Source organism: Streptomyces sp. 891-h, assembly GCF_022760275.1.
Classification (GTDB): domain Bacteria; phylum Actinomycetota; class Actinomycetes; order Streptomycetales; family Streptomycetaceae; genus Streptomyces; species Streptomyces spirodelae.
The window spans coordinates 3,363,277-3,384,182 of record NZ_CP050693.1 but is presented as its reverse complement, the minus strand read 5'-3'; the positions used below and the strand labels follow the sequence as shown (position 1 = coordinate 3,384,182).

18 protein-coding genes and 1 tRNA gene are annotated in these 20,906 nt (G+C 70.0%); 8 read left to right on the top strand and 11 right to left on the bottom strand.

The features are described 5' to 3' along the window. Window positions 1-24: 24 nt before the first annotated feature. Both cobN and HC362_RS14550 read left to right on the top strand, forming a co-directional pair. On the top strand, window positions 25-3,777 hold the full coding sequence (gene cobN, locus HC362_RS14555; RefSeq protein ID WP_243088593.1) for a cobaltochelatase subunit CobN: 3,753 nt from the start codon (window positions 25-27) through the stop codon (window positions 3,775-3,777). 115 nt (window positions 3,778-3,892) lie between these two features. Beyond that, the gene (locus tag HC362_RS14550) at window positions 3,893-4,801 is read left to right on the top strand and encodes a glycoside hydrolase family 16 protein (protein WP_243084345.1); all 909 of its coding nucleotides are present in this window, start codon (window positions 3,893-3,895) and stop codon (window positions 4,799-4,801) included. A gap of 15 nt (window positions 4,802-4,816) precedes the next feature. Here HC362_RS14550 and HC362_RS14545 read toward each other — a convergent pair whose 3' ends face one another. The 7 genes from HC362_RS14545 to HC362_RS14515 form a co-directional block, all read right to left on the bottom strand. After that, entirely contained in the window at window positions 4,817-5,308 is a 492-nt protein-coding gene (locus HC362_RS14545; protein WP_347568443.1) for a histone deacetylase, read from the bottom strand. A gap of 179 nt (window positions 5,309-5,487) precedes the next feature. Next, window positions 5,488-5,853, bottom strand: coding sequence for a hypothetical protein (locus HC362_RS14540; protein WP_243084343.1), 366 nt, complete (start codon window positions 5,851-5,853; stop codon window positions 5,488-5,490). Between the two features lie 345 nt (window positions 5,854-6,198). Further along, window positions 6,199-6,615, bottom strand: a complete 417-nt coding sequence (locus HC362_RS14535) for a hypothetical protein (RefSeq protein ID WP_243084342.1) — start codon at window positions 6,613-6,615, stop codon at window positions 6,199-6,201. A 426-nt stretch (window positions 6,616-7,041) separates the two neighbouring features. Beyond that, a complete protein-coding gene (locus tag HC362_RS14530; protein ID WP_243084341.1) occupies window positions 7,042-7,620 on the bottom strand; it encodes a hypothetical protein in 579 nt (192 codons plus the stop codon). 378 nt (window positions 7,621-7,998) lie between these two features. Next, a complete protein-coding gene (locus tag HC362_RS14525) occupies window positions 7,999-9,093 on the bottom strand; it encodes a DUF1152 domain-containing protein (protein WP_279240099.1) in 1,095 nt (364 codons plus the stop codon). Window positions 9,094-9,601: 508 nt separating this feature from the next. Continuing rightward, window positions 9,602-9,675, bottom strand: a tRNA-Pro gene (locus tag HC362_RS14520). Between the two features lie 62 nt (window positions 9,676-9,737). Then, the gene (locus tag HC362_RS14515; protein ID WP_243084340.1) at window positions 9,738-10,682 is read right to left on the bottom strand and encodes a metallophosphoesterase; all 945 of its coding nucleotides are present in this window, start codon (window positions 10,680-10,682) and stop codon (window positions 9,738-9,740) included. A 230-nt stretch (window positions 10,683-10,912) separates the two neighbouring features. On the opposite strand from HC362_RS14515, the gene HC362_RS14510 reads away from it, so the two are divergent. Then, complete coding sequence (locus HC362_RS14510) at window positions 10,913-11,377, top strand: GatB/YqeY domain-containing protein (protein WP_243084339.1); 465 nt, start codon at window positions 10,913-10,915, stop codon at window positions 11,375-11,377. A 226-nt stretch (window positions 11,378-11,603) separates the two neighbouring features. Here the strand turns inward: HC362_RS14510 and HC362_RS14505 are convergent, their stop codons facing one another. Further along, on the bottom strand, window positions 11,604-13,961 hold the full coding sequence (locus tag HC362_RS14505; RefSeq protein ID WP_243084337.1) for a transglycosylase domain-containing protein: 2,358 nt from the start codon (window positions 13,959-13,961) through the stop codon (window positions 11,604-11,606). A gap of 409 nt (window positions 13,962-14,370) precedes the next feature. On the opposite strand from HC362_RS14505, the gene HC362_RS14500 reads away from it, so the two are divergent. After that, window positions 14,371-14,721, top strand: coding sequence for a WhiB family transcriptional regulator (locus HC362_RS14500; protein WP_243084335.1), 351 nt, complete (start codon window positions 14,371-14,373; stop codon window positions 14,719-14,721). A gap of 99 nt (window positions 14,722-14,820) precedes the next feature. Here the strand turns inward: HC362_RS14500 and HC362_RS14495 are convergent, their stop codons facing one another. Together HC362_RS14495 and HC362_RS14490 are read right to left on the bottom strand one after the other, a co-directional pair. Then, window positions 14,821-16,335, bottom strand: coding sequence for an ArsA family ATPase (locus tag HC362_RS14495; protein WP_243084333.1), 1,515 nt, complete (start codon window positions 16,333-16,335; stop codon window positions 14,821-14,823). 221 nt (window positions 16,336-16,556) lie between these two features. Then, the gene (locus tag HC362_RS14490) at window positions 16,557-17,570 is read right to left on the bottom strand and encodes an ArsA-related P-loop ATPase (protein ID WP_243084331.1); all 1,014 of its coding nucleotides are present in this window, start codon (window positions 17,568-17,570) and stop codon (window positions 16,557-16,559) included. Window positions 17,571-17,704: 134 nt separating this feature from the next. Here HC362_RS14490 and HC362_RS14485 point away from each other — a divergent pair, with 134 nt between their 5' ends. Genes HC362_RS14485 through HC362_RS14470 form a run of 4 tightly spaced genes read left to right on the top strand, consistent with a single transcriptional unit; the run spans window position 17,705 to window position 20,160 of the window. Beyond that, window positions 17,705-17,866, top strand: a complete 162-nt coding sequence (locus HC362_RS14485) for a DUF4177 domain-containing protein (RefSeq protein ID WP_003975360.1) — start codon at window positions 17,705-17,707, stop codon at window positions 17,864-17,866. Continuing rightward, window positions 17,863-18,327, top strand: coding sequence for a RidA family protein (locus HC362_RS14480; protein WP_243084330.1), 465 nt, complete (start codon window positions 17,863-17,865; stop codon window positions 18,325-18,327). Before HC362_RS14485 ends, HC362_RS14480 begins: the two co-directional genes overlap by 4 nt. A gap of 58 nt (window positions 18,328-18,385) precedes the next feature. Further along, window positions 18,386-19,333 carry an NUDIX hydrolase gene (locus tag HC362_RS14475; RefSeq protein ID WP_243084329.1) on the top strand — a complete coding sequence of 316 codons (948 nt, stop codon included), beginning with the start codon at window positions 18,386-18,388 and terminating at the stop codon, window positions 19,331-19,333. Next, the gene (locus HC362_RS14470) at window positions 19,330-20,160 is read left to right on the top strand and encodes an MBL fold metallo-hydrolase (RefSeq protein WP_243084328.1); all 831 of its coding nucleotides are present in this window, start codon (window positions 19,330-19,332) and stop codon (window positions 20,158-20,160) included. The genes HC362_RS14475 and HC362_RS14470 overlap by 4 nt, the downstream gene beginning before the upstream one ends. A gap of 67 nt (window positions 20,161-20,227) precedes the next feature. Here HC362_RS14470 and HC362_RS14465 read toward each other — a convergent pair whose 3' ends face one another. Then, the gene (locus HC362_RS14465; RefSeq protein WP_019355551.1) at window positions 20,228-20,902 is read right to left on the bottom strand and encodes a Crp/Fnr family transcriptional regulator; all 675 of its coding nucleotides are present in this window, start codon (window positions 20,900-20,902) and stop codon (window positions 20,228-20,230) included. Window positions 20,903-20,906: the final 4 nt, after the last annotated feature.

Sequence of the window (20,906 nt, the reverse complement as noted above, 5' to 3'; positions counted from 1 at the left end):
GTCACCCCCGACGACACCGCCAGGGTGATCCTCCTCCTGTCGACGTCCGACACGGACCTCCTCAGCGCCCGCGCGGCGAATACGGCAAATGCGGCGAACACAGAGGGCGCAGCCAACGCAGCACCCCTCACCTACCGCTACGCCAACCCCAGCCGCCTCCCCGAGGACAGCCTCGAGGCCGAGCTCGGCACCCTCCTGGAGGGCGTCGACCTCGTCGTCGTACGGCTGCTCGGCGGGGTACGGGCCTGGCAGCAGGGCATCGATCTGCTCCGCGACACCGGCCTCCCGCTCGTCGTGCTGACCGGCGAACAGGCGCCGGACGCCCAGCTCATGGCGGCTTCCACGGTCCCGATCGGGGTGGCTGCCGAAGCGCACGCCTACCTCGCGCACGGCGGCCCGGCCAACCTCGTCCAGCTGGCCCGCTTCCTCTCCGACACGGTGCTGCTCACCGGGCACGGCTTCGACCCCCCGGCCACGGCACCCTCCTGGGGCCCGCTGGACCGCGAGCCCTCGTCCAAGGCTCCAGCGCCGACGGACACGGCGGCCCCCACCGTCGCCGTCCTCTACTACCGCGCGCACCACATGAGCGGCAACACCGCGTTCGCCGCCGCGCTCTGCGACGCGATCGAGGCGGCGGGCGGCAAGGCGCTGCCCCTCTATGTGGCCTCCCTGCGCGCGCCCGAGCCCGAGCTCATCGAGGAACTCCGCGCCGCCGATGTCATCGTGACGACGGTGCTGGCGGCGGGCGGCGCAGGCGGCGCGAAGCCGGCCGAAGCGGGCGCGGGCGGCGACGACGAGGCGTGGGACGCGGGCGCGCTCACCACGCTGGACGTCCCCATCATTCAGGCGCTGTGCCTGACCGCGCCCCGCTCCGACTGGGAGCAGAACGACGAGGGCGTCTCGCCCCTGGACGCGGCGAGCCAGATCGCCGTACCGGAGTTCGACGGCCGTCTGATCACCGTCCCGTTCTCCTTCAAGGAGATCGACGCGGACGGACTGCCGTCCTACGTGGCCGACCCGGAGCGCGCGTCGCGCGTCGCGGGCATCGCCGTACGCCACGCCCGGCTGCGCCGTATCCCCGCATCGGAGAAGCGGCTGGCGCTCGTGCTGTCGGCGTACCCGACGAAGCACTCGCGTATCGGCAACGCGGTCGGCCTCGACACCCCGGCCAGCGCGGTGGCGCTGCTGCACCGCCTCCGGGAAGAGGGCTACGACTTCGGCGACACCCCCATTCCCGGCGTCACCTCCCAAGGCAGTGACGATTCGGAAGGGCGTGACGACTCCGAAGAGGGTGACGACTCCGAAAGGTCCGACGAGGACGTCCACACCGGTGACCCCCTCATCCGGGCCCTCATCGACGCCGGCGGCCACGACCAGGACTGGCTCACCGAGGAGCAGCTCGCCAAGAACCCGGTCCGCATCCCGGCCGCCGACTACCGCCGCTGGTACGCCACCCTTCCCACCGAACTCCGCGAGGCGGTCGAGGAGCACTGGGGGCCGCCGCCCGGCGAGATGTTCGTGGACCGTACGCACAACCCGGAAGGCGACATCGTCCTGGCGGCCCTGCGCCACGGCAACCTGCTCATCCTCATCCAGCCGCCCCGCGGCTTCGGCGAGAACCCCATCGCCATCTACCACGACCCGGACCTGCCGCCCTCGCACCACTACCTGGCGGCGTACCGCTGGATCGCCGCCCGGCGCCAGGACGGTGGCTTCGGCGCGGACGCGATGATCCACCTGGGCAAGCACGGCAACCTGGAGTGGCTGCCCGGCAAGAACGCCGGCCTGTCGGCCGCCTGCGCCCCGGACGCCGCGCTGGGCGACCTCCCGCTCGTCTACCCGTTCCTGGTCAACGACCCGGGCGAGGGCACCCAGGCCAAGCGCCGGGTGCACGCCACGCTCGTCGACCACCTGGTGCCGCCGATGGCCCGCGCCGACTCCTACGGCGACATCGCCCGCCTGGAACAACTCCTGGACGAGTACGCGCAGATCAGCTCCATGGACCCGGCCAAGCTGCCCGCCATCCGCGCGCAGATCTGGACGCTGATCCAGGCGGCCAGGCTCGACCACGACCTGGGCCTGGAGGAGCGCCCGGACGACGACGGCTTCGACGACTTCCTGCTCCATGTCGACGGCTGGCTGTGCGAGGTCAAGGACGCGCAGATCCGCGACGGCCTCCACGTCCTCGGCACGGCACCGGCCGGCGCCGACCGCGTCAACCTGGTGCTGGCCATCCTCCGCGCCCGGCAGATCTGGGGCGGCACCAACACCCTGCCCGGCCTGCGCGAAGCCCTCGGTCTGGACGAGTCGGCCGCCACCCGCACCGCCTCCGACGAGGCGGAGGCCGAGGCCCGCGCGCTCGTCGAGGCGATGGAGGCGGCCGACTGGGACCCCCAGGCGGTATCCCGTATCGCCGCCGGTCACCCGCGACAGGTCGCCGACATCCTCGACTTCGCGGCCCGCGAGGTCGTGCCCCGGCTCGCCGCCACCACCGCCGAGCTGGACCACACGGTCCACGCGCTGAACGGCGGCTTCGTACCGGCAGGCCCCTCCGGATCGCCGCTCCGCGGCCTGGTCAACGTCCTGCCGACGGGGCGCAACTTCTACTCCGTCGACCCCAAGGCCGTCCCCTCCCGCCTGGCGTGGGAGACGGGCCAGGCCCTCGCCGACTCCCTCCTGGAGCGCTACCGCACCGACAACGGGAGTTGGCCCACCTCCGTCGGCCTCTCCCTGTGGGGCACCAGCGCCATGCGCACCGCGGGCGACGACATCGCCGAGGCCCTCGCGCTGCTGGGCGTCCGCCCGGTGTGGGACGACGCCTCACGCCGCGTCACCGGTCTCGAACCGATCCCGGCCGATGAGCTGGGCCGTCCGCGTATCGACGTCACCCTGCGCATCTCCGGGTTCTTCCGCGACGCGTTCCCGCACGCCGTCGCGCTGCTGGACGACGCGGTACGCCTGGCCGCCTCGCTCGACGAGCCGGACGAGATCAACCACATCCGCGCCCACGCCCAGCAGGACCTGCGCGAACACGGTGACGAACGCCGCGCCACCACCCGTATCTTCGGCTCCCGCCCCGGCACCTACGGCGCGGGCCTGCTCCAGCTGATCGACTCCCGCGACTGGCGCACCGACGCCGATCTCGCCGAGGTCTACACCGTCTGGGGCGGCTACGCCTACGGCCGCGACCTGGACGGCCGTCCGGCGCGGGACGAGATGGAGACGGCGTACAAGCGCATCGCGGTGGCCGCCAAGAACACCGACACCCGTGAACACGACATCGCCGACTCCGACGACTACTTCCAGTACCACGGCGGAATGGTCGCCACCGTACGCGCGCTGCGCGGCACGGCCCCCGAGGCGTACATCGGCGACTCCACCCGCCCCGAGACGGTACGCACCCGCACCCTGGTGGAGGAGACCTCCCGCGTCTTCCGTGCCCGCGTGGTCAACCCCAAGTGGATCGAGGCGATGCGCCGCCACGGCTACAAGGGCGCCTTCGAGCTGGCCGCCACCGTCGACTACCTCTTCGGCTACGACGCCACCACCGGCGTGGTGGCCGACTGGATGTACGACAAACTCACCGAGACCTACGTCCTGGACGAGACCAACCGCTCCTTCCTCCAAGAGGCCAACCCCTGGGCCCTGCACGGCATCGCCGAGCGCCTGCTGGAGGCCGAGTCCCGCGGCATGTGGGCCAAGCCCGACCCGGCCACGCTGGACGCGCTGCGCCAGATCTACCTGGAGACGGAAGGCGAACTGGAACAGGACGAGTGACTTCTCCGTCCCTCAACTCCTCCCTCAACTCTCTCCCCAACTCCCTTCCCTGGCAGGCGAGTTACTTGTGTGAAAGGAGTGCGTCAGGCGGGCGTCGGCGGCATACTCTCCGCCCATGAGACGGAAACTCGGGTACAAGGCCGTCACCGCGGTGGCGGCCGCCCTCGCCTGCGTATGGATGGCGGCCGGATCGGCACCGGCCGACGAGACGCCCTCGGAAGACGCATGCCGGGTGACGGACAACACCATGCCGACCGGGGACTGCGGAGACTTCCGTCAGGTGTTCGCGGAGAACTTCAACGGCGACACCGTGCCGGTCGGCTCGTTCTCCGACTGCGACCACAACGTCGACACGTCCGACGCCTACTGCGGCGGCCTCAGCGGTGCATACCGCGCTGACTGGTGGGCGTACCCGGCCGGGTGGTACGACACGGCCCACCCGAACAACCACAGCAACGGCAACGACCGCGAGAGGGGCGGCGAGTACCGCGCCGACAAGACCGTCTCCGTCTCCCCCTCCGGCTACGACGGCACCGGCACCATGAAGGTCGACATGTACCGGCCGCAGACCGGCGACGACAACTACGTCGCCACCGTCGTCCCCCGCAAGTGCATGGACCGCGCGTACGGCAAGTACACCGAGCGCTTCAAGGTCACCCGGATGGACCCCGGCTTCAAGGCGGCGCACCTCTTCTACGAGGACCCCCACGAGATGGACTTCCCGGAGGCGGGCGGCAACTTCAACGACGACACCATCTCCGCCTTCACCCATCCCAGCGAGGAGAACGTCGACACCGGCGCCTCCTGGACCACCCCGCACACCACCTCCATCGAGTGGACCCCGGGCAAGGTCAAGTACTTCCTCGACGGCAAGCTGGTCAAAACCGCCACCCGCGAGATCTCCTCCTCCCCCATGGACTGGGCCCTCCAGAACGAGTCAGCCCTCTCCGGCCCTTACGCGGCCCCAGGCGCCCACGCCACGATCGAGACGACGTGGGTGACCTGCTACACGTACAACCCGTAGCAGCGGCCCGGCTACCTATCCGCCGATCAGCTCGCGCACCCGCGCGGCCGACCAACTCCCGGCCGCCCCCGGCGCCCCGGCGAGGTACGCGGCCACCGTGCCGGTGCTCCATGCGCCGGTCTCGCACAGCCCGGTGGCCAGGTACCGGAGATACCTGGCCACCGGCGCCACATGGTTCACCCCCGCCACCGCCCACGGCGCGGTGAACGTCACCACCGGACACCCCTCCAGCTCCCCGGGGCTCACCAGCGTCTCGTACCGGCCCTCTCCCAGCACCGCCCGCCCGTGGCCGAGTGCCTCGGCGAGGTCCAGGTCGGCACCCGGCTCGCGGCCCATCTCCTGGGCCGCGACATCGGAGAACTGGGCGGGCGTCAGCAGATGGGCGACCGCGAGTGTCGTTCCCTGCGCCTCGGGATCGTGGAAAGCCCGCCCACCACCCCACACAGGAGAGGTGGTCGCGAAATACAGCACCCCCGGCAGCTCGACAGGCACCGACCGCGCCGGCATCCGCCCGTCCCGGCACCCCGGATAACTCCGCGCAGCCCCCTCCGGCCGCCCCCCACAGATATACGCCCGCAACCGCTCCCGATGCGTATTGGACCCGTAGGCGGCATACCAGATCTTCTCCGGCGCCTCCGCCGCCCGAGTCTCCGCGGGCCGCCCGACCCGCATCACCCGCACCGCGCTCACTTCGGAGCCGTCACCTCCTCCGCGCTCTTGTAGTAGTCGCGGCAGAACTCCACCAGGTCATCGGCGTGAATGGCGCCGTACTCCAGCGGCGACGAACTCTCGACGGCCTCGATGATCTGATGCGCCGAGGCCGACCGGTACCCCATCGCGCTGGTGCCCTCGGTGACGGTCACTCCCCAGTACTTCACCAGAACCGGCGACCGCTGAAAGGAACGATAGGTCTTCGTATCCCGCAGATCCCGATCGGTGATCTCCACATTCAGCCCCTCGGCGAGGGCTTTTCTGGCATAGGCCACAGCCGCGTCGAGATCCAGCGAGTAGAAGGTCAACGGCCGCCCGTTGGACTGGCGAGGGATCGACATGCGGGCACCCTACGAACGCCGGCCCGCCTCGAGACCTCTTCGAGTCAACCCCGACCCGACTCCGGGCCCCCACCCTCCCCCGCAACCAGGCCACTCTGCCCACAACCCTCACCGAAATACCCGCCCGACCCGGTGTCTCAATGACGCCGCCGCTTGGGGAGCGGGTGATAAAGCCTCTCCTCCTACGGCCGGGCCCAGGGGCGCGTGGCCTGCCTGCCAACTGAGGGCAGGCAGGCCACAGGTCATACTCCGAACGCACCAGAAACAATCGGCAGACGGACAGAACTCCGTCTCACCGGGTACCGCTCAACGAGCGCCCCCCGGCACGCAATCTGCTGCCGACTCCTAGTGGTCGTTGAAGTAGATGTAGTACCCCGGGTTCGGGTTGTTCGATGGCTCGTACGAGACCGTGAAGCCGATGTCGTGGTGCTCCGGGAGGTTGTACTTGCCGCCGTCCGACGCGTGCCGGTAGCTGCACTTCCCGTCGTTCTTGGTGTCGGTGAGGCTGTACAGGAACTCGTCGGTCATCTCGTCGTAGACGTTGACCCACGCCTTCTTGCCGTCAGTGTCGATGTCGCAGACCTTCACATGGTCGCCGTGCTCCTCGAAGTACGCCGACGCGGCCTTGTCGCCCTTGTCCCCCGAGTACATCGGCCCGTGGTCCCAGTTGATCGCCTGGGCAGAGCCCGGCGACAAGGCCACAACGAACGCCCCCATGGCCAGTGCGGATACCCCGCCCTGAACGATTCGCTTGATGCGCAACCCAATCTCCTAGCTTCGCGGTTACAGCCGCCTGAGGCTAACCGCGGGAACCGCACCGGAACCCCTCGCCGGACGAGCGCACCGAGAAGTCGTGACACTGCGGTGACACTCGCCCCCTCCGTCGACAGCAGCCCTCAATGGCAGCCGTACCGAGCGAGGGACCCCACACGGCTCACGGCCGGTCCCCCCTCGGAAAGCGGGCCTCTCCGTCGGGATGGCGGGATTCGAACGCACGCCCCGCGTATGCCCCGCGCGTCGGCCCCCGGCTGGGGAGACACTCCGAACAGAGACGCTGGTGTACGCCTCGGTCCAGTGTTGTTGATGTCAGCCGCGGATCGGATGTCAGAAACCTCTGCTCCATAGCTGTAGAGGGACTGGGGCGGTTGCGGTCGTTGCTCGTCGCCCCCCCCCGTGCCCCTTCGTACGCTACGGCCATTTGTTGCCGTTCTCATCGGCGACCTTCACCAGGATGTCTTTCTTGCCCGTCGGCCATTTGACGGCAAGGCGTGTGGCTTCGATACCAGTGCCGGTGGCCTTTGTGTAGTTCTTGTCGCCGTCCGAACATGTGAAGTCGAAGGTCGTCCGGCCGCCCTTGGCGATGCGGTACGTGCCGGAGCAGTCGGCCTTGCCGGCGAGTACGGCTTTGTTGCCGTTCTTGGCGACAGCCAGGAATATCGCGTCTTTGCCCTTCTTCGTGGCTCCTGCGTCCTTGACGACTTCCTCGGGGCTGTCGGAATCGTCGCTCTTCAATTTCCCTTTGTCGAAGTGTGCTTTATCCGCCTCCAGGGATTTTCCGTCCACGGGTGCGAATGCCCCGCGAAGGAAGCTCTTCATGTTTTCCTGTTCGTCGGCGCCCCGCAGCTTCGGTTTCGATGAGACCTTCTTTTCGGGCTTGTTTGATTTGCTCGCTGCCTTGTCGTGGTGCATGTCCCCGCTGCAGCCGCTCACAAGCAGCGTTGCCGCTGCCACTGTGACCGTCCCGGCCAGTCGTATCGATCGGCGCATGTGATGAACTCCCTATTGCCGTACATGAGTTGACCGCTCGCAGCGGTCAGCCTGCGAACGGGCGGTCAACCTAGCATCCAGCTACGGGCCTTGGGGCGGCCTTGCCTTCACTCCGCCGGGAGGGGATCCCTGAGGTCCTCGATAAAGCGTGCATGACTGTCTGACAAGGGGCCCCGGCGCATGGCTTACGGAGGCTCTGGAGATTCCAGAAGGTCGGACCTCTACGAGCAATTTGCTCCGCACTTGAACGAGCGGCGCTGGTAACTCAGGCGCCCCGCGAAAGTCCCGGTCGGCCACCTTGCGACGGTGGCACCGGCTCGCAGACCGCGACGAGACCGGGCGCCGTGCCACAGGTCGCCTTGAAGTCGTAGAAAGTTGTCACGCAGGATTCGCTGTGATGCACCAGAGCGGGGCATCGTATTGCTCCGACCGTTGTTGGAGCAGCAGTTCGCGGAGTTGGAGGCGTTGGGAGCCGTCGTAGCCCATGGCTTCAGTGATGCGGCGGAATGTGGTGTGGGTGGCGCCCCGTGCGCCGGCTTCGAACCGGGCGAGCTGTGCCAGTAGGGCGGGCGTGCTCTCGATGGGTTTGGCCTTCCGGCTGTCGAGCCGAGCGGCCTTGTTGCGTTCGTAGTCGATCTCCGAGTATCCGCAGATCTCCCGGCTGTGCTGCTCAGCTTCCTCAAGTGAGGTGCTGGAGAGGACGGCTCGGGCGAGTTCGTTGCGGTGCAGGGCGTCGTCCAGGTCGCACTGGTGGAGCGTGGGGCCCTCGTCTGTGAGGGGAACCGACAGGCCGGCGTCCCGTACTTCGCAGTGCCCGCGGATACCTCGTGCGGTGGCGGCGAGCATGGCTGTGGCTTCGGAGGGGTGCCATTCCAGAACAGTGCTGACGGGCTCGGTGTGCTCAGCGGTGAGGCTGAGGAGTTGGCGGCCGAGTCGTTCGCGGAGTTGGTCAGCCGGCAGTTCGCCGTCGAGTCCGGGGCCCGCAATGAGAAGGCGCACCGGGATGGACAGTTGGGAGCACGCCGCGAGGGTGAGTGCATCACCGAGCGGGCTGCGGAGGGTGGGTTCGTCGCCCCTGGCGAGGATGTCTCCGCCGACGTCCAGGAGATCGATCGAGCTGAGGCCGAGGTGCTCGGTGAGCTCCTGCAACTGCTGCGTCATTCCCTGTACGCCTGCATGCGGGTCGATCAGTGCGAAGGTGTGGGGAAGCTCCGCCGCGAGCCTGGGCAGTGTCGAGCCTGCGGGAGCCACCGGCCGCGCGTCTCCCGGCACGGCGTAGACGTTGGGCGTGATCGCCTTGAGGCCGGTGAAATTGGCGGGACCTCGGGGGCCGGGCACGGGGTCTATCAGCAGGCGGTCCCATGCGTAGGTGAGGACGACCGCCGGTTCGCCGTCTCGGTTCAGGGCGGTGTCGACCATGGCGGCGGTCACGGCGTCGCCCCCTCCTCCTGCTGCCACGATCAAGCGCGTCACCGCGCCAGGGTACGGGCCCCCGGGCGGGGCCCGCCTCTTTCATAGTGGCTAGCCGGTCTCGTGCGCCGAACGAGCTTCTGCGCGCTCACTAGGTACGCCATCAGCCGGTGGCAGCGCCGTCGCGCACGACCCCAGGGCACACGCGTCCAATTGTGGACGGCGCTTCGGCGGTACGGGCCCGGGCGTGACGGCAAGGCCGATGTGCGCTTTGAACGGCTGTACGAGATTGGCCCCGCCGAGCACCTCCGGGCGGCTGTCCGACCTCGCCACTGACCGCGCGGCCTCCCTGGCTTTCCCCAGACCTGCATGACCGCCGAAGCGGAACCCTCGCAGTGTTCCGTACCCGTCCGAGGGCGTCAGCAAGTAGCTGGGTGACTGCGCATGGGCATCGGCGGCCCTGGACCGATCCTGGAATCCGACTTCGAGCTCGGCTGCCAGCCAGGCCGAAAACCACTCAGGGGCCCGACCCGCAATCGCGGATCAGGCCCCTGACCTGGTGTTTCCTCTGTCGGGGTGGCGGGATTTGAACCCACGACCTCTTCGTCCCGAACGAAGCGCGCTGCCAAGCTGCGCTACACCCCGAAGCAACGACGACTACTTTAGCCCAGGGGAGCGCTGAGGCGAAATCGGGTTTCGGAGGGGGGTCAGTCCGCGCGGGGGGTGAGGGTGAGGAGGGTGGCCTCAGGGGGGCAGGCGAAGCGGACGGGGGTGTAGCGGTTGGTGCCGCAGCCCGCGCTGACGTGCAGGTACGACTCGCGGCCGCCCGCGCGGTGGGTGGAGAGGCCCTTCACGCGGTCGGTGTCGATGTCGCAGTTGGTGACCAGGGCGCCGTAGAAGGGGAGGCACAGTTGGCCGCCGTGCGTGTGGCCGGCCAGGATCAGCGGGTAGCGGTCGGCGGTGAACGCGTCGAGTACGCGCAGGTACGGAGCGTGTACGACGGCGAGGGAGAGGTCCGCGTCGGTCTCAGCGCCGCCCGCCACCTCGCCGTAGCGGTCGCGCTTGATGTGGGGGTCGTCCAGCCCGGTCAGGGCGATCTCCTGGCCGCCGTCCAGCTTGAGGCGGCCCCTTGTGTTGGAGAGGCCGACCCAGCCCGCGGCGTCGAAGGCGTCCCGCAGCTCTTCCCACGGGTTGTGGACGACGCCGACAGCGGGAGGGTTGCCGTTGAGGCCGTGCCGTCCCGTGGCCTTCTCCATCAGGTACTTGGCCGGGTTGCGGAGCTTGGGCCCGTAGTAGTCGTTCGAGCCGAAGACGTAGGCGCCGGGGTACTCCATCAACGGGCCGAGCGCGTCGAGGACTTCGGGGACACCCTCGGTGTCGGAGAGGTTGTCACCGGTGTTGATCACGAAGTCCGGCCGCAGTCCGGCCAGCTCGCGCAGCCACCGCTGCTTCTTTCGCTGGCCGCGGACCATATGGATGTCGGAGACCTGCAGGACGCGCAGCGGGTGCATGCCGCGTGGCAGTACGGGCACGGAGACCCGCCGCAGACGGAACGAGCGGGCTTCGATGCCTGCCGCATACCCGACGCAGGCCGCGCCGAGCGCCGTGATGCCGACAGCTGTTTTCAGGGGGATCCGGTATCGCGCGCGCATCACCCTATGGTCGCAGACCCGCAAGGCCCGTCGCAGGCCATGTGGAGGAGCCGGTTCCTCCTGTGGAGCCCGCGGCCGTGGGAGGCGTGGTCGCCGTGGGAGGCGTGGTCGCCGTGGGAGCCCGCGGTCGCCGTGGGAGCCCGCGGTTGCGGGGAGCCCACGGCCGTGGAAGCCCGCAGCACGGGATATTGCGGGGCGGGTCTTCGCCCGGCCCTGGCACACTGGGCCCCATGACCACGCTCAAGTCCCGGCTGCAGGACGACCTGACCGCAGCGATCAAGGAGCGCGACGAGCTCCGCTCCGCCACTCTCCGGATGACCCTTGCCGCGATCACGAAGGAGGAGGTCGCGGGCGCCAGCGCACGCGAGCTCTCCGACGACGAGGTGCAGAAAGTGATCACCCGCGAGGCCAAGAAGCGGCGTGAGGCGGCAGAGGCGTTCGCGAGCGGAGGCCGGGCCGAGCAGGCGGAGCGCGAGCGGGCCGAGGGCGAGGTGCTCGCGGACTATCTGCCCAAGCAGCTCACCGACGAGGAGCTGGACACGCTGGTCGCCGAGGCCGTCGAGGAGGCCCGCGCCGCAGGCGCCGAGGGGCCGAAGGCGATGGGCGCCGTGATGAAGCTCGTGAACCCGAAGGTCGCGGGCCGTGCTGAGGGCGGCCGGGTCGCAGCCGCGGTCAAGAAGCGACTGGCCGGGTAGCCCCCAGGCCATACGGCCCCAGGTAGAGCGGCTCAGCTCTTGGCGGCGAGACCTGTATGTGTCGAGACCTGTATGTGTAAGGGGCGCCCTCCCAAGGAGGGCGCCCCTTACACATAGCCCGTCTTACACATAGCCCGTCTTACACATAGCCCGTCAGCCCGGTGCGCTCACACCGCTACCCGAGCGCCAAGAGCCGAGCGCCGAGAACCAGGCTCCGGGACGCGAGCTACGGGAAGCCCCCGGCTCCCGCGTCCCAGCCGCCTCCGCCGTCCGCCGTGCCGCCGCCGCCATCTGCGCCGCCGCCTCCGTTGCCGTTGCCGCCGGGCCAGCCGCCGCCTCCCGTGCCGCCGGTGTCACCGGTGCCGCCCGGGCTGCCGCCGTTGCCGCCTCCGATGGCGTCACCGCCGCCGATGATGTCCGGCGGTACGGTCACGTCCGGCCACGGGTCGCGGGGGCGGTCGTTGTTGGCGTTGTCGTCCGGCTTCGGCGGGGCTGATGGCTTGCGCGAGGGCGAGCGAGGCTTCTTGCCGCCGTCCCGGATCGGTACGTGATGGAAGTCGGGTGCCGGTTCCCCGGCCAGCGCGCCCGCCATCGCGTCCCGCCAGATCGGGCCGGGCACCTCGCCACCGAAGACCTTGTCGTAGGGGACGCCGCCGATGCTTATGTCGACCATCCGCGTACGGTGCGCCGGGTCGCCGACCCAGACGGCGCCGGACATGTTCGGGGTGTAGCCCACGAACCAGGCGGCGTACCGCTGGTCGGTGGTGCCCGTCTTGCCCGCGCTGTCGCGGCCGCTGAGGCCCGCCTTCTTGCCGGTGCCGTCCTCGACCACGCCGCGCAGCAGTGCGTTGACCGTGTCGGCGGTCTTGGTCTTCATCGCGCGCTTGCACGTGCTCTTGGGCACGTCCAGCTTCTTGCCCTGCGCGTCAGTGATCGACTCGATGGCGACGGGGGTGCAGTGCACGCCGCGGTTGGCGAAGGTGGCGTAGCCCTCGGCCATCGTCAGCGGCGACACCTCCTGGGTGCCGAGCGAGATCGACGGCACCTGGTCGATCTTCTTGCCGTCGGCACGCTCGATGCCCATCTTCTTCGCCATCTTCGTCACCGGGCAGATGCCGATGTCGCTTATCAGCTGGACGAAGTAGGTGTTGACCGACTTCGCGGTCGCCTCCTTCATCCGGTAAGGCCCGACCTCGGTGCTGTTCTCGTTCTCGACCGGGGCCTTGCCGCGCCACTGGCCCTTGCACCTGTCGACGGGCGAGGGGTACTGCATGCGGTACGGCGAGGAGTACGACTTGTAGGGGCTCATCCCCTTGTCCAGCGCGGCGGCGGCGATCACGGGCTTGAACGTCGAGCCCGGCTGGTAGCCGGCGCCGCCGCGCATGGACTTGTCCACGGAGAGATTTATCTGCGTCTCATGCTCTTTCGGGCGGAATCCGTACGGGCGCGACTGGCCCATCCCCAGGATCTTGCCCGTGCCCGGCTGCACTATCGTCGCGGCGGTCGCCACCTTGTCCGACTTGTTCACATGGGAGCGGATCGACTTCTGCACCGACCGCTGCGCCTTCGGGTCGAGCGTGGTCTTGATGGTGAGACCACCGCGGTTCCACCGCTTGGCACGCTCCTTGCGGGTCTTGCCGAACGTCTCGTCGTTCAGGAAGACCTCGCGTACGTAGTCGCAGAAGAAGCCCGCACCCATGGTGGCGGTGATACAGCCGTTCTTGGGGCGGCTGACGTCCAGCCCGAGGGGCTTCTTCTTGGCGGCCTCGGCCTGCTCGCGGGTGATGTCGTGGTGCGAGGCCATCTTGGTGAGGACGACGTTGCGCCGCTTGAGCGCCGTCTCCTTGTGGATGACGGGGTCGTACCGGCTCGGCGACTGGACGATGCCCGCGAGCAGCGCGGACTGCTCCAGGTTCAGCTCCTTGGCCGACTTGGAGAAGTAGCGCTGCGCCGCCGCCTCGACGCCGTAGGCCTGCTGGCCGAAGAAGGTGATGTTGAGGTAGTTCTCCAGGATCTTCTTCTTGCCCAGCTCCTCCTCGACCTGGATCGCGTATTTCAACTCCTTGATCTTGCGACCGATGGTCTGCTGGGTGGCCTGCGCGACCTTCTCCGCGTCGTTGCCGGCCTCCTCCACGAAGACGTTCTTGACGTACTGCTGGGTGAGCGTGGAGGCGCCCTGGGAGACCTGGCCCGACTGCGCGTTGCGGTTCAGCGCCCGCAGCACGCCCTTGAGGTCGACGGCGCCGTGCTTGTAGAAGCGCGCGTCCTCGATGGCGACGATGGCCTTGCGCATGTACGGGGAGATGTCCTTGAGGTCGACGACCGTGCGGTCGCGGGAGTAGACCTTGGCGATCTCGCCGCCCTCGTTGTCCAGTATCGTCGTGCGCTGGCTGAGCGGCGGGCGCTTGAGGTTGACCGGCAGCTCGTCGAAGCCCTCGACGGTGCCCTTGGTGGCCAGCCCGAGCGTCCCGACGGCGGGCAGCGCGAGCCCGGCCATCACCGTCCCCGCCAGCACACTGACGCCGACGAACTTGGCGATCTGCTGGGGCTTGCTGACTCCGCTGCCCGCGCGCTTCTTGGCCATGGGTAAGAGCGTACGACGCGTCGGTGTCAGCGCGGCGGCGGGTAAGCGTGGCAAACGCCGGACAGCGCTGTGAGGGTCGCCTAAGCTGGGGCCGTTGTCACTCTGACACCTCGCTTCACCCTCTCCCTGCTCCTCATGGCCCCCTCCTCCCTGCTGCCCCGTCTTCTGCTCTCCTCGTAGCCTCCTCTTTCTCTTCACAGCCCCCTCACCTCGGAATCTCCGCAGCGCTTCCGGGTCACTCCGTTGGGTGATGTCCTGCGCACGCATAGTCCGTTCGGGCCATTCAAGATTGGGCCCGAAGGGGGTGTTGCGTGCTGTCTGCTCTTCCGTAACGTCCTCAACTGGCAACGGTGAATATGCCGTTCGCCGCCGTGGGGGAGCCTCGATTCGGGAGAGGACGGCACCGGCAATGAGCTGGGTAACAGACTGGAGCGCGCAGGCTGCCTGCCGCTCTACGGATCCGGACGAACTGTTCGTGCAGGGCGCCGCGCAGAACCGCGCGAAGGCCGTGTGCACAGGCTGCCCGGTCCGCACGGAATGTCTCGCCGACGCTCTGGACAACCGCGTGGAGTTCGGAGTCTGGGGAGGAATGACCGAGCGGGAGCGGAGAGCCTTGCTGCGCCGCCGGCCGACGGTCACCTCGTGGCGGCGCCTGCTGGAGACGGCGCGCACGGAGTACGAGCGCAGCACCGGAGTGGTGCTGCCGGTCGATGTGGAGCTCGAAACGGAAGAGAACGAACGGTACGCAGCGGTGGGCTGACCGCCCGGCGGAACGGTACTGCGGAGCATGTGAGGGCGCCGCCCCGGTCTGTGGCCGGCCCTCTGGTCAGCCCTGTGGTCAGTGGGGTCCGGGCCGGTGTCAGCGGGACCCGGCGCTTCGAGGCTGGTCGGCGAGCCGCTCGCCGATGGCGCGCAGGCCGTCGAGGTCGTGTACGTCACCGGGCAGCGCGGCCACCTCGGCCAGCGGGACGTCCGGGTGCAGCGCCATGAAGCGGTCACGTGTGCGCCGCTCACGGGCCAGCAGCCGCATACGGTCGGCATGCAGCCGCAGCAGCCCGGCCGCCAGCACGGAGACCTCCGCCGAGCCCTCACGGCTGTCACGGCTCTCAAGCAGGCTGTCCCGGCTCTCATCGCCGTCACGGCCGCCGTCGCTGCCCTGCGTGTCGCCGTCGCCGTCCGGTGTGCCGCCGTGCGTGGACGCGCGGTCGGTGGCCGACCGCGCGTCAGGGACCGTTCGCTCCGCGATCGTTCGCTCTGCGGTCTCGGTCGTCGTCTCGGTCTTCTCGTTCCCCCCAAGCGTGGTGACGGACCGGGTGTGGCCGGGGTTCTCGACGGCGGGGGAGCCGTCCTCGGGATCCGCTGGACCGGCCGATGGAGCGTCGCGATCCAGAACCTTCCCGCCCTCGCGATCCACAATGCCGCCGTCCTCAAGATTTTCGGCCGCAGCGAGGGCCCGCTCGGCGCTCAGCCCGGCCGCCTCACTGCCGTGCACCCGGTTGAGCACCAGCCCGGCCAACGGCATCCGGTCGGCGGCCAGCCGTTCCACGAAGTACGCGGCCTCGCGCAGCGCGTCCCGTTCCGGAGCCGCGACGACGAGGAAGGCGGTTCCCGGCGCCTGGAGCAGCCGGTAGGTGGCGTCCGCGCGGGTGCGGAAGCCGCCGAACATGGTGTCCATGGCCGCGATGAACGTCTGCACATCGCGCAGCAGACCCGCACCCAGCAGCTTGTTGAGGGCGCCGGTGAAGAGGGAGAGCCCGGCCATGCCGAGGTTCACGACCTTCATCCCGGCCCGGCCGCCGACCCGGGCCGGCGCCATCATCAGCTTGATGAACTTCCCGTCCAGGAAGGAGCCGAGGCGCCCCGGCGCGTCCAGGAAGTCCAGCGCGGAGCGGGAGGGCGGGGTGTCGACGACGATCAGGTCCCACTCGTCGCCCGCGCGCAGCTGGCCGAGCTTCTCCATCGCCATGTACTCCTGCGTGCCGGCGAAGCCGGTGGAGAGCGACTGGTAGAAGGGGTTCTCCAGGATCGCTTTGGCGCGGTCGGTGTCGGCGTGCGTTTCGACGATCTCGTCGAACGTGCGCTTCATGTCGAGCATCATGGCGTGCAGTTCGCCACCGGCCGCCTTGTCGATCCCCGGGACTTCGCGCGGAGTGTTGTCCAGCTCGGACAGGCCCATGGACTGGGCAAGACGCCGTGCGGGGTCGATGGTCAGTACGACGGTCCTGCGGCCGCGCTCGGCGGCGCGTACGCCCAGCGCTGCGGCCGTGGTGGTCTTGCCGACGCCTCCGGAGCCGCAGCAGACGACGATCCGGGTGGCCGGATCGTCCAGCAGGGGGTCGATGTCCAGCGCGTCGGCGTCCAGCGGCGTGGCCATGGATGCCTCTCCTTCCCCGGATATCGCGTTCGGCCCGGCGGTCTGTGGTGTCCCGGGAGCGGTCTCTCGTGCCCCGGGAGCGGCCTCTGGCAGTGTCCCGGGAACGGTCTCTGGCGGTGTCCCGGGCGCGGTCTGTGGTGCCTCGGGAGCAAGCGGCGGTGACGGCGAGGCCGGCCGGGCCGCTGAAAGGGGCGGCTCCGGTGCCTCGGTGTGCCCTGGGCTCACGGGTGCTTGCCGTCCGTCCCGGCGGCGTCCGCGCCACTGTTCTGCCACTGGCCGCGCAGCTCACGGGCGAGCCCGTACAGGCCGGCCAGTTCGACGCCCTCGCTGAGCAGACCGAGCTCCCGTACCGGCAGGTCCTGCGCGGACAGCTCGGCGCGCAGTGCGCGCTCCAGCTGCACCCGCTGCGCGTGCTCTCTGCCCTGTTCCAGCAGGGGTGCGACGAGCCGTTCCGCGTGACCTCCACGGCGCGCGCCTCCGAGCCCGGCGCGTGCGAAGGCGTGCGCGATCTCGTCCGTGCGCCCCGGAGCCGTCAGCAGCTGCTCCTCACCGGGCAGCTCAGGGCGCACCATGTTCACCACCACGGAGGTGGCGGGCAGTCCGGCGGCCCGTAGCTCGGCGATGCCGTCGATCGTCTCCTGCACCGGCATCTCCTCCAGGAGCGTCACCAGATGCACCGCTGTCTCCGGCGACTTGAGGACGCGCATGACGGCCTGCGCCTGGTTGTGCACGGGGCCGACCTTGGCGAGCCCCGCCACCTCCTCGTTGACGCCGAGGAAGCGCGCGATGCGGCCGGTGGGCGGCGCGTCCATCACCACGGCGTCGTAGACCGGGCGCTGGCGCTTGTCGCGGCGGCGTACCGCCTCGCACGCCTTTCCGGTCAGCAGGACGTCGCGCAGGCCGGGCGCGATGGTCGTCGCGAAGTCGATGGCGCCCAGTCGCTTGAGAGCGCGGCCGGCGCTGCCCAGCTTGTAGAACGTCTGGAGGTAGTCCAGCAGTGCCCGCTCGGCGTCGATGGCCAGCGCGTACACCTCGCCGTTGCCGTGCGAGACGGCGATCTTGCGCTCCTCGTACGGCAGCGGTTCCGTCTCGAATAGCTGTGCGATGCCCTGGCGGCCCTCCACCTCGACGAGCAGCGTGCGCCGGCCGCCGTGTGCCAGGGCCAGCGCGAGTGCGGCGGCGACCGTCGTCTTGCCGGTCCCGCCCTTGCCGGTCACTACGTGAAGCCTGCTCACGGCTGGGAGCCTAATTCGTCGCTCCGGGCTCCGGCGAGACCGGCCACCGTCGGCCGCTCGGCAGACGCTCGGCAGCCGCCCGGCAGGCGCTCTCGGCGACTGGGAACGCGGCTGTGTTGGTTAGGGTCTTCCCCATGACGAAGTGGGAATACGCAACCGTGCCGCTGCTCGTGCACGCGACCAAGCAGATCCTCGACACCTGGGGCGAGGACGGCTGGGAACTGGTCCAGGTCGTGCCGGGCCCCAACAACCCCGAACAGCTCGTCGCCTACCTGAAGCGGGAGAAGCAGGCGTGAGCGCGGTCGAGGACAAGCTCGCAGAGCTCGGGCTGGAGCTGCCCGAGACGGCCACCCCGGCCGGTGCGTACGTACCGGCGGTGCAGACCGGCCGGTACATCTACACCGCGGGCCAGGTGCCGCTGGTGAAGGGCACCCTGCCGATGACCGGGAAGGTCGGGGCCGAGGTCACGCCCGAGGAGGCGAAGGACCTGGCGCGTACGGCGGCGCTGAACGCGCTCGCCGCGGTCAAGTCCGTTGCCGGGGACCTCGACCGGATCGCCCGTGTCGTCAAGGTCACCGGTTTCGTCGCCTCCGCGCCGGACTTCACCGGACAGCCCGGCGTCATCAACGGCGCCAGCGAGCTGCTGGGTCAGGTGCTGGGCGCCGCGGGCACGCACGCCCGCAGCGCGGTCGGCGTCGCGGTGCTGCCCCTGGACGCGCCGGTGGAGGTCGAGATGCAGGTCGAGCTGGCCGACTGAGACCGGGCGAGGCGAAGGGGCTCTCGAACATCGGGGCTGTGGGTCGTAGCATCCGGCCATGTCGTCCTCGTCGTCCTCGTCCGGCACCTCCGCCTCATCCGGCACCTCCGCCTCGTCCGGCTCAGCCACCCACACCCCGCCCGCCGGAAACGCCGGGGGCGGTCAGTGGTATCCGCCGGAGTGGCCGGAGCGCATCCGCGCGCTGGCCGCCGGCGAGCTGACCCCGGTCGCGCCCCGGCACGCGGCCACCGTGATGCTCCTGCGGGACACGGCTGACGGGCCCGCCGTCCACATGCTGCGCCGCCGGGCCTCCATGGCGTTCGCCGGCGGCGCGTACGCGTATCCGGGCGGCTCCGTCGATCCCCGGGACGCGCGGGTCGTCGACGCGGCGGGCCCGACGGCCGCGTGGTGGGGTGAGCGGCTGGGCACCGACGAGGCCACCGCGCGCTCGACGGTGTGCGCGGCCGTACGGGAGACCTTCGAGGAGTCGGGCGTCCTGCTGGCCGGACCCGACCCGGACACCGTCGTCGCCGACACCACCGGCGCGGACTGGGAGACGGACCGCGCCGCGCTGGTCGACCGGGAGCTGTCCTTCGCCGACTTCCTCGACCGCAGAGGGCTCGTACTCCGTGACGACCTGCTGGGGGCCTGGGCCCGCTGGATCACGCCGGAGTTCGAGGCCCGGCGCTACGACACGTACTTCTTCGTCGCCGCGCTCCCGGAGGGCCAGCGCACCCGCAACGCCTCGACCGAGGCCGACCGCACCGTGTGGGTCCGCCCGGAGGAGGCGGCGGCAGGCTACGACCGGGGCGAGCTGCTGATGATGCCGCCCACCATCGCCACGCTGCGCCAGCTCGCTCCGTACGGAACGGCGGCGGAGGCCCTCGCGGCTGCCGGACAGCGCGACCTGTCGCCTGTTGTCGCGCGCGCTCGCCTGGAGGACGGCGAGATCGTGCTGAGCTGGCCAGGCCACGACGAGTTCACCAAGAGGATCGATCCCGCATGACCGACGCCGCAGCACTCCCCGGCCAGCCGCGCGGCGGCACCCTCGACGGCCAGGCCACCCCGCGCGCCCACTGCGTGCTGGCCCCCAATCCGTCGCCCATGACACTGGACGGCACCAACACCTGGATCGTCGCGGAACCGGGCTCCCGCCTGGCCGTCGTCATCGACCCGGGTCCGTTGGACGACGCGCACCTGCGCAACGTCATCGCCACCGCGGAGCAGCAGGGCAGGCGGGTCGCGCTCACTCTGCTCACCCACGGTCACCCTGATCACGCCGAGGGTGCGGCCCGGTTCGCCGAGCTGACCGGCTCACCGGTCCGCGCTCTCGACCCGGCGCTGCGCCTGGGCGACGAGGGCCTGGCCGCCGGGGACGTGGTGACCACGGGCGGCCTGGAACTGCGCGTCGTGCCCACCCCCGGGCACACTGCGGACTCGCTCTCCTTCCACATCCCCGCGGACGCCGCCGTGCTCACGGGGGACACGGTGCTGGGGCGCGGCACCACGGTTGTCGCGCACCCGGACGGCAGGCTCGGCGACTACCTCGACTCCCTGCGCGCACTGCGCTCCCTGACGGTGGACGACGGCGTCAGCCGCGTACTGCCGGGCCACGGGCCGGTGCTCGACGACGCACAGGGCGCCATCGACTACTACCTGGCCCACCGCGCCAAACGGCTCGCCCAGGTCGAGACGGCGGTCGAGCAGGGGCACCGGACGGCCGCCGAGGTGGTGGCGCACGTCTACGCGGACGTGGACCGGACCCTGTGGCCCGCGGCGGAGCTGTCGGTACGGGCCCAGCTCGACTATCTGGTCGAGCACGGGCTGGTGTGACGGGCGTACGTACGTGTAAGGGGCGCCCTCCCTCAGAGGGCGCCCCTTACACGTACGTATTGCCAGGTCAGCGCGAGCGCTTCGCCAGTCGCTCGATGTCCAGCAGGATGACCGCGCGGGCCTCCAGCCGCAGCCAGCCGCGCCCGGCGAAGTCGGCCAGCGCCTTGTTCACCGTCTCGCGGGAGGCGCCCACCAGCTGGGCCAGCTCCTCCTGGGTCAGGTCGTGGACGACGTGGATGCCCTCCTCGGACTGCACGCCGAAGCGGCGGGAGAGGTCCAGCAGCTGCTTGGCCACCCGCCCGGGCACATCGGAGAAGACCAGGTCGGACATGGAGTCGTTGGTGCGGCGCAGCCGTCGCGCGATGGCGCGCAGCAGCGCCGAGGCCACCTCGGGCCGGGCGTTCAGCCACGGCTGGAGGTCGCCGTGGCCCAGCCCCAGCAGCCTGACCTCGGTCAGCGCGGAGGCCGTGGCCGTACGCGGGCCCGGGTCGAACAGGGAGAGCTCGCCGATCAGCTCGCCGGGGCCCAGCACCGCCAGCATGTTCTCCCGGCCGTCCGGCGAAGTGCGGTGCAGCTTCACCTTGCCTTCGGTCACCACATAGAGGCGGTCACCCGGGTCACCCTCGTGGAAGAGGGCCTCGCCGCGAGCGAGCGTCGTCTCCGTCATGGAGGCGCGCAGCTCAGCGGCCTGCTCCTCATCGAGCGCCGCGAAGAGCGGGGCGCGCCGCAGAACGTCGTCCACGAGT

What these genes read in the sequence shown, in the direction of transcription:
- HC362_RS14550 (WP_243084345.1), top strand. Translation starts at nt 3,893, where the DNA reads ATGAGACGGAAACTCGGGTACAAGGCCGTCACCGCGGTGGCGGCCGCC.
- HC362_RS14545 (WP_347568443.1), bottom strand. Translation starts at nt 5,308, where the DNA reads ATGCCGGCGCGGTCGGTGCCTGTCGAGCTGCCGGGGGTGCTGTATTTC.
- HC362_RS14540 (WP_243084343.1), bottom strand. Translation starts at nt 5,853, where the DNA reads ATGTCGATCCCTCGCCAGTCCAACGGGCGGCCGTTGACCTTCTACTCG.
- HC362_RS14530 (WP_243084341.1), bottom strand. Translation starts at nt 7,620, where the DNA reads ATGCGCCGATCGATACGACTGGCCGGGACGGTCACAGTGGCAGCGGCA.
- HC362_RS14515 (WP_243084340.1), bottom strand. Translation starts at nt 10,682, where the DNA reads ATGCGCGCGCGATACCGGATCCCCCTGAAAACAGCTGTCGGCATCACG.
- HC362_RS14510 (WP_243084339.1), top strand. Translation starts at nt 10,913, where the DNA reads ATGACCACGCTCAAGTCCCGGCTGCAGGACGACCTGACCGCAGCGATC.
- HC362_RS14505 (WP_243084337.1), bottom strand. Translation starts at nt 13,961, where the DNA reads ATGGCCAAGAAGCGCGCGGGCAGCGGAGTCAGCAAGCCCCAGCAGATC.
- HC362_RS14500 (WP_243084335.1), top strand. Translation starts at nt 14,371, where the DNA reads ATGAGCTGGGTAACAGACTGGAGCGCGCAGGCTGCCTGCCGCTCTACG.
- HC362_RS14495 (WP_243084333.1), bottom strand. Translation starts at nt 16,335, where the DNA reads ATGGCCACGCCGCTGGACGCCGACGCGCTGGACATCGACCCCCTGCTG.
- HC362_RS14485 (WP_003975360.1), top strand. Translation starts at nt 17,705, where the DNA reads ATGACGAAGTGGGAATACGCAACCGTGCCGCTGCTCGTGCACGCGACC.
- HC362_RS14475 (WP_243084329.1), top strand. Translation starts at nt 18,386, where the DNA reads ATGTCGTCCTCGTCGTCCTCGTCCGGCACCTCCGCCTCATCCGGCACC.
- HC362_RS14470 (WP_243084328.1), top strand. Translation starts at nt 19,330, where the DNA reads ATGACCGACGCCGCAGCACTCCCCGGCCAGCCGCGCGGCGGCACCCTC.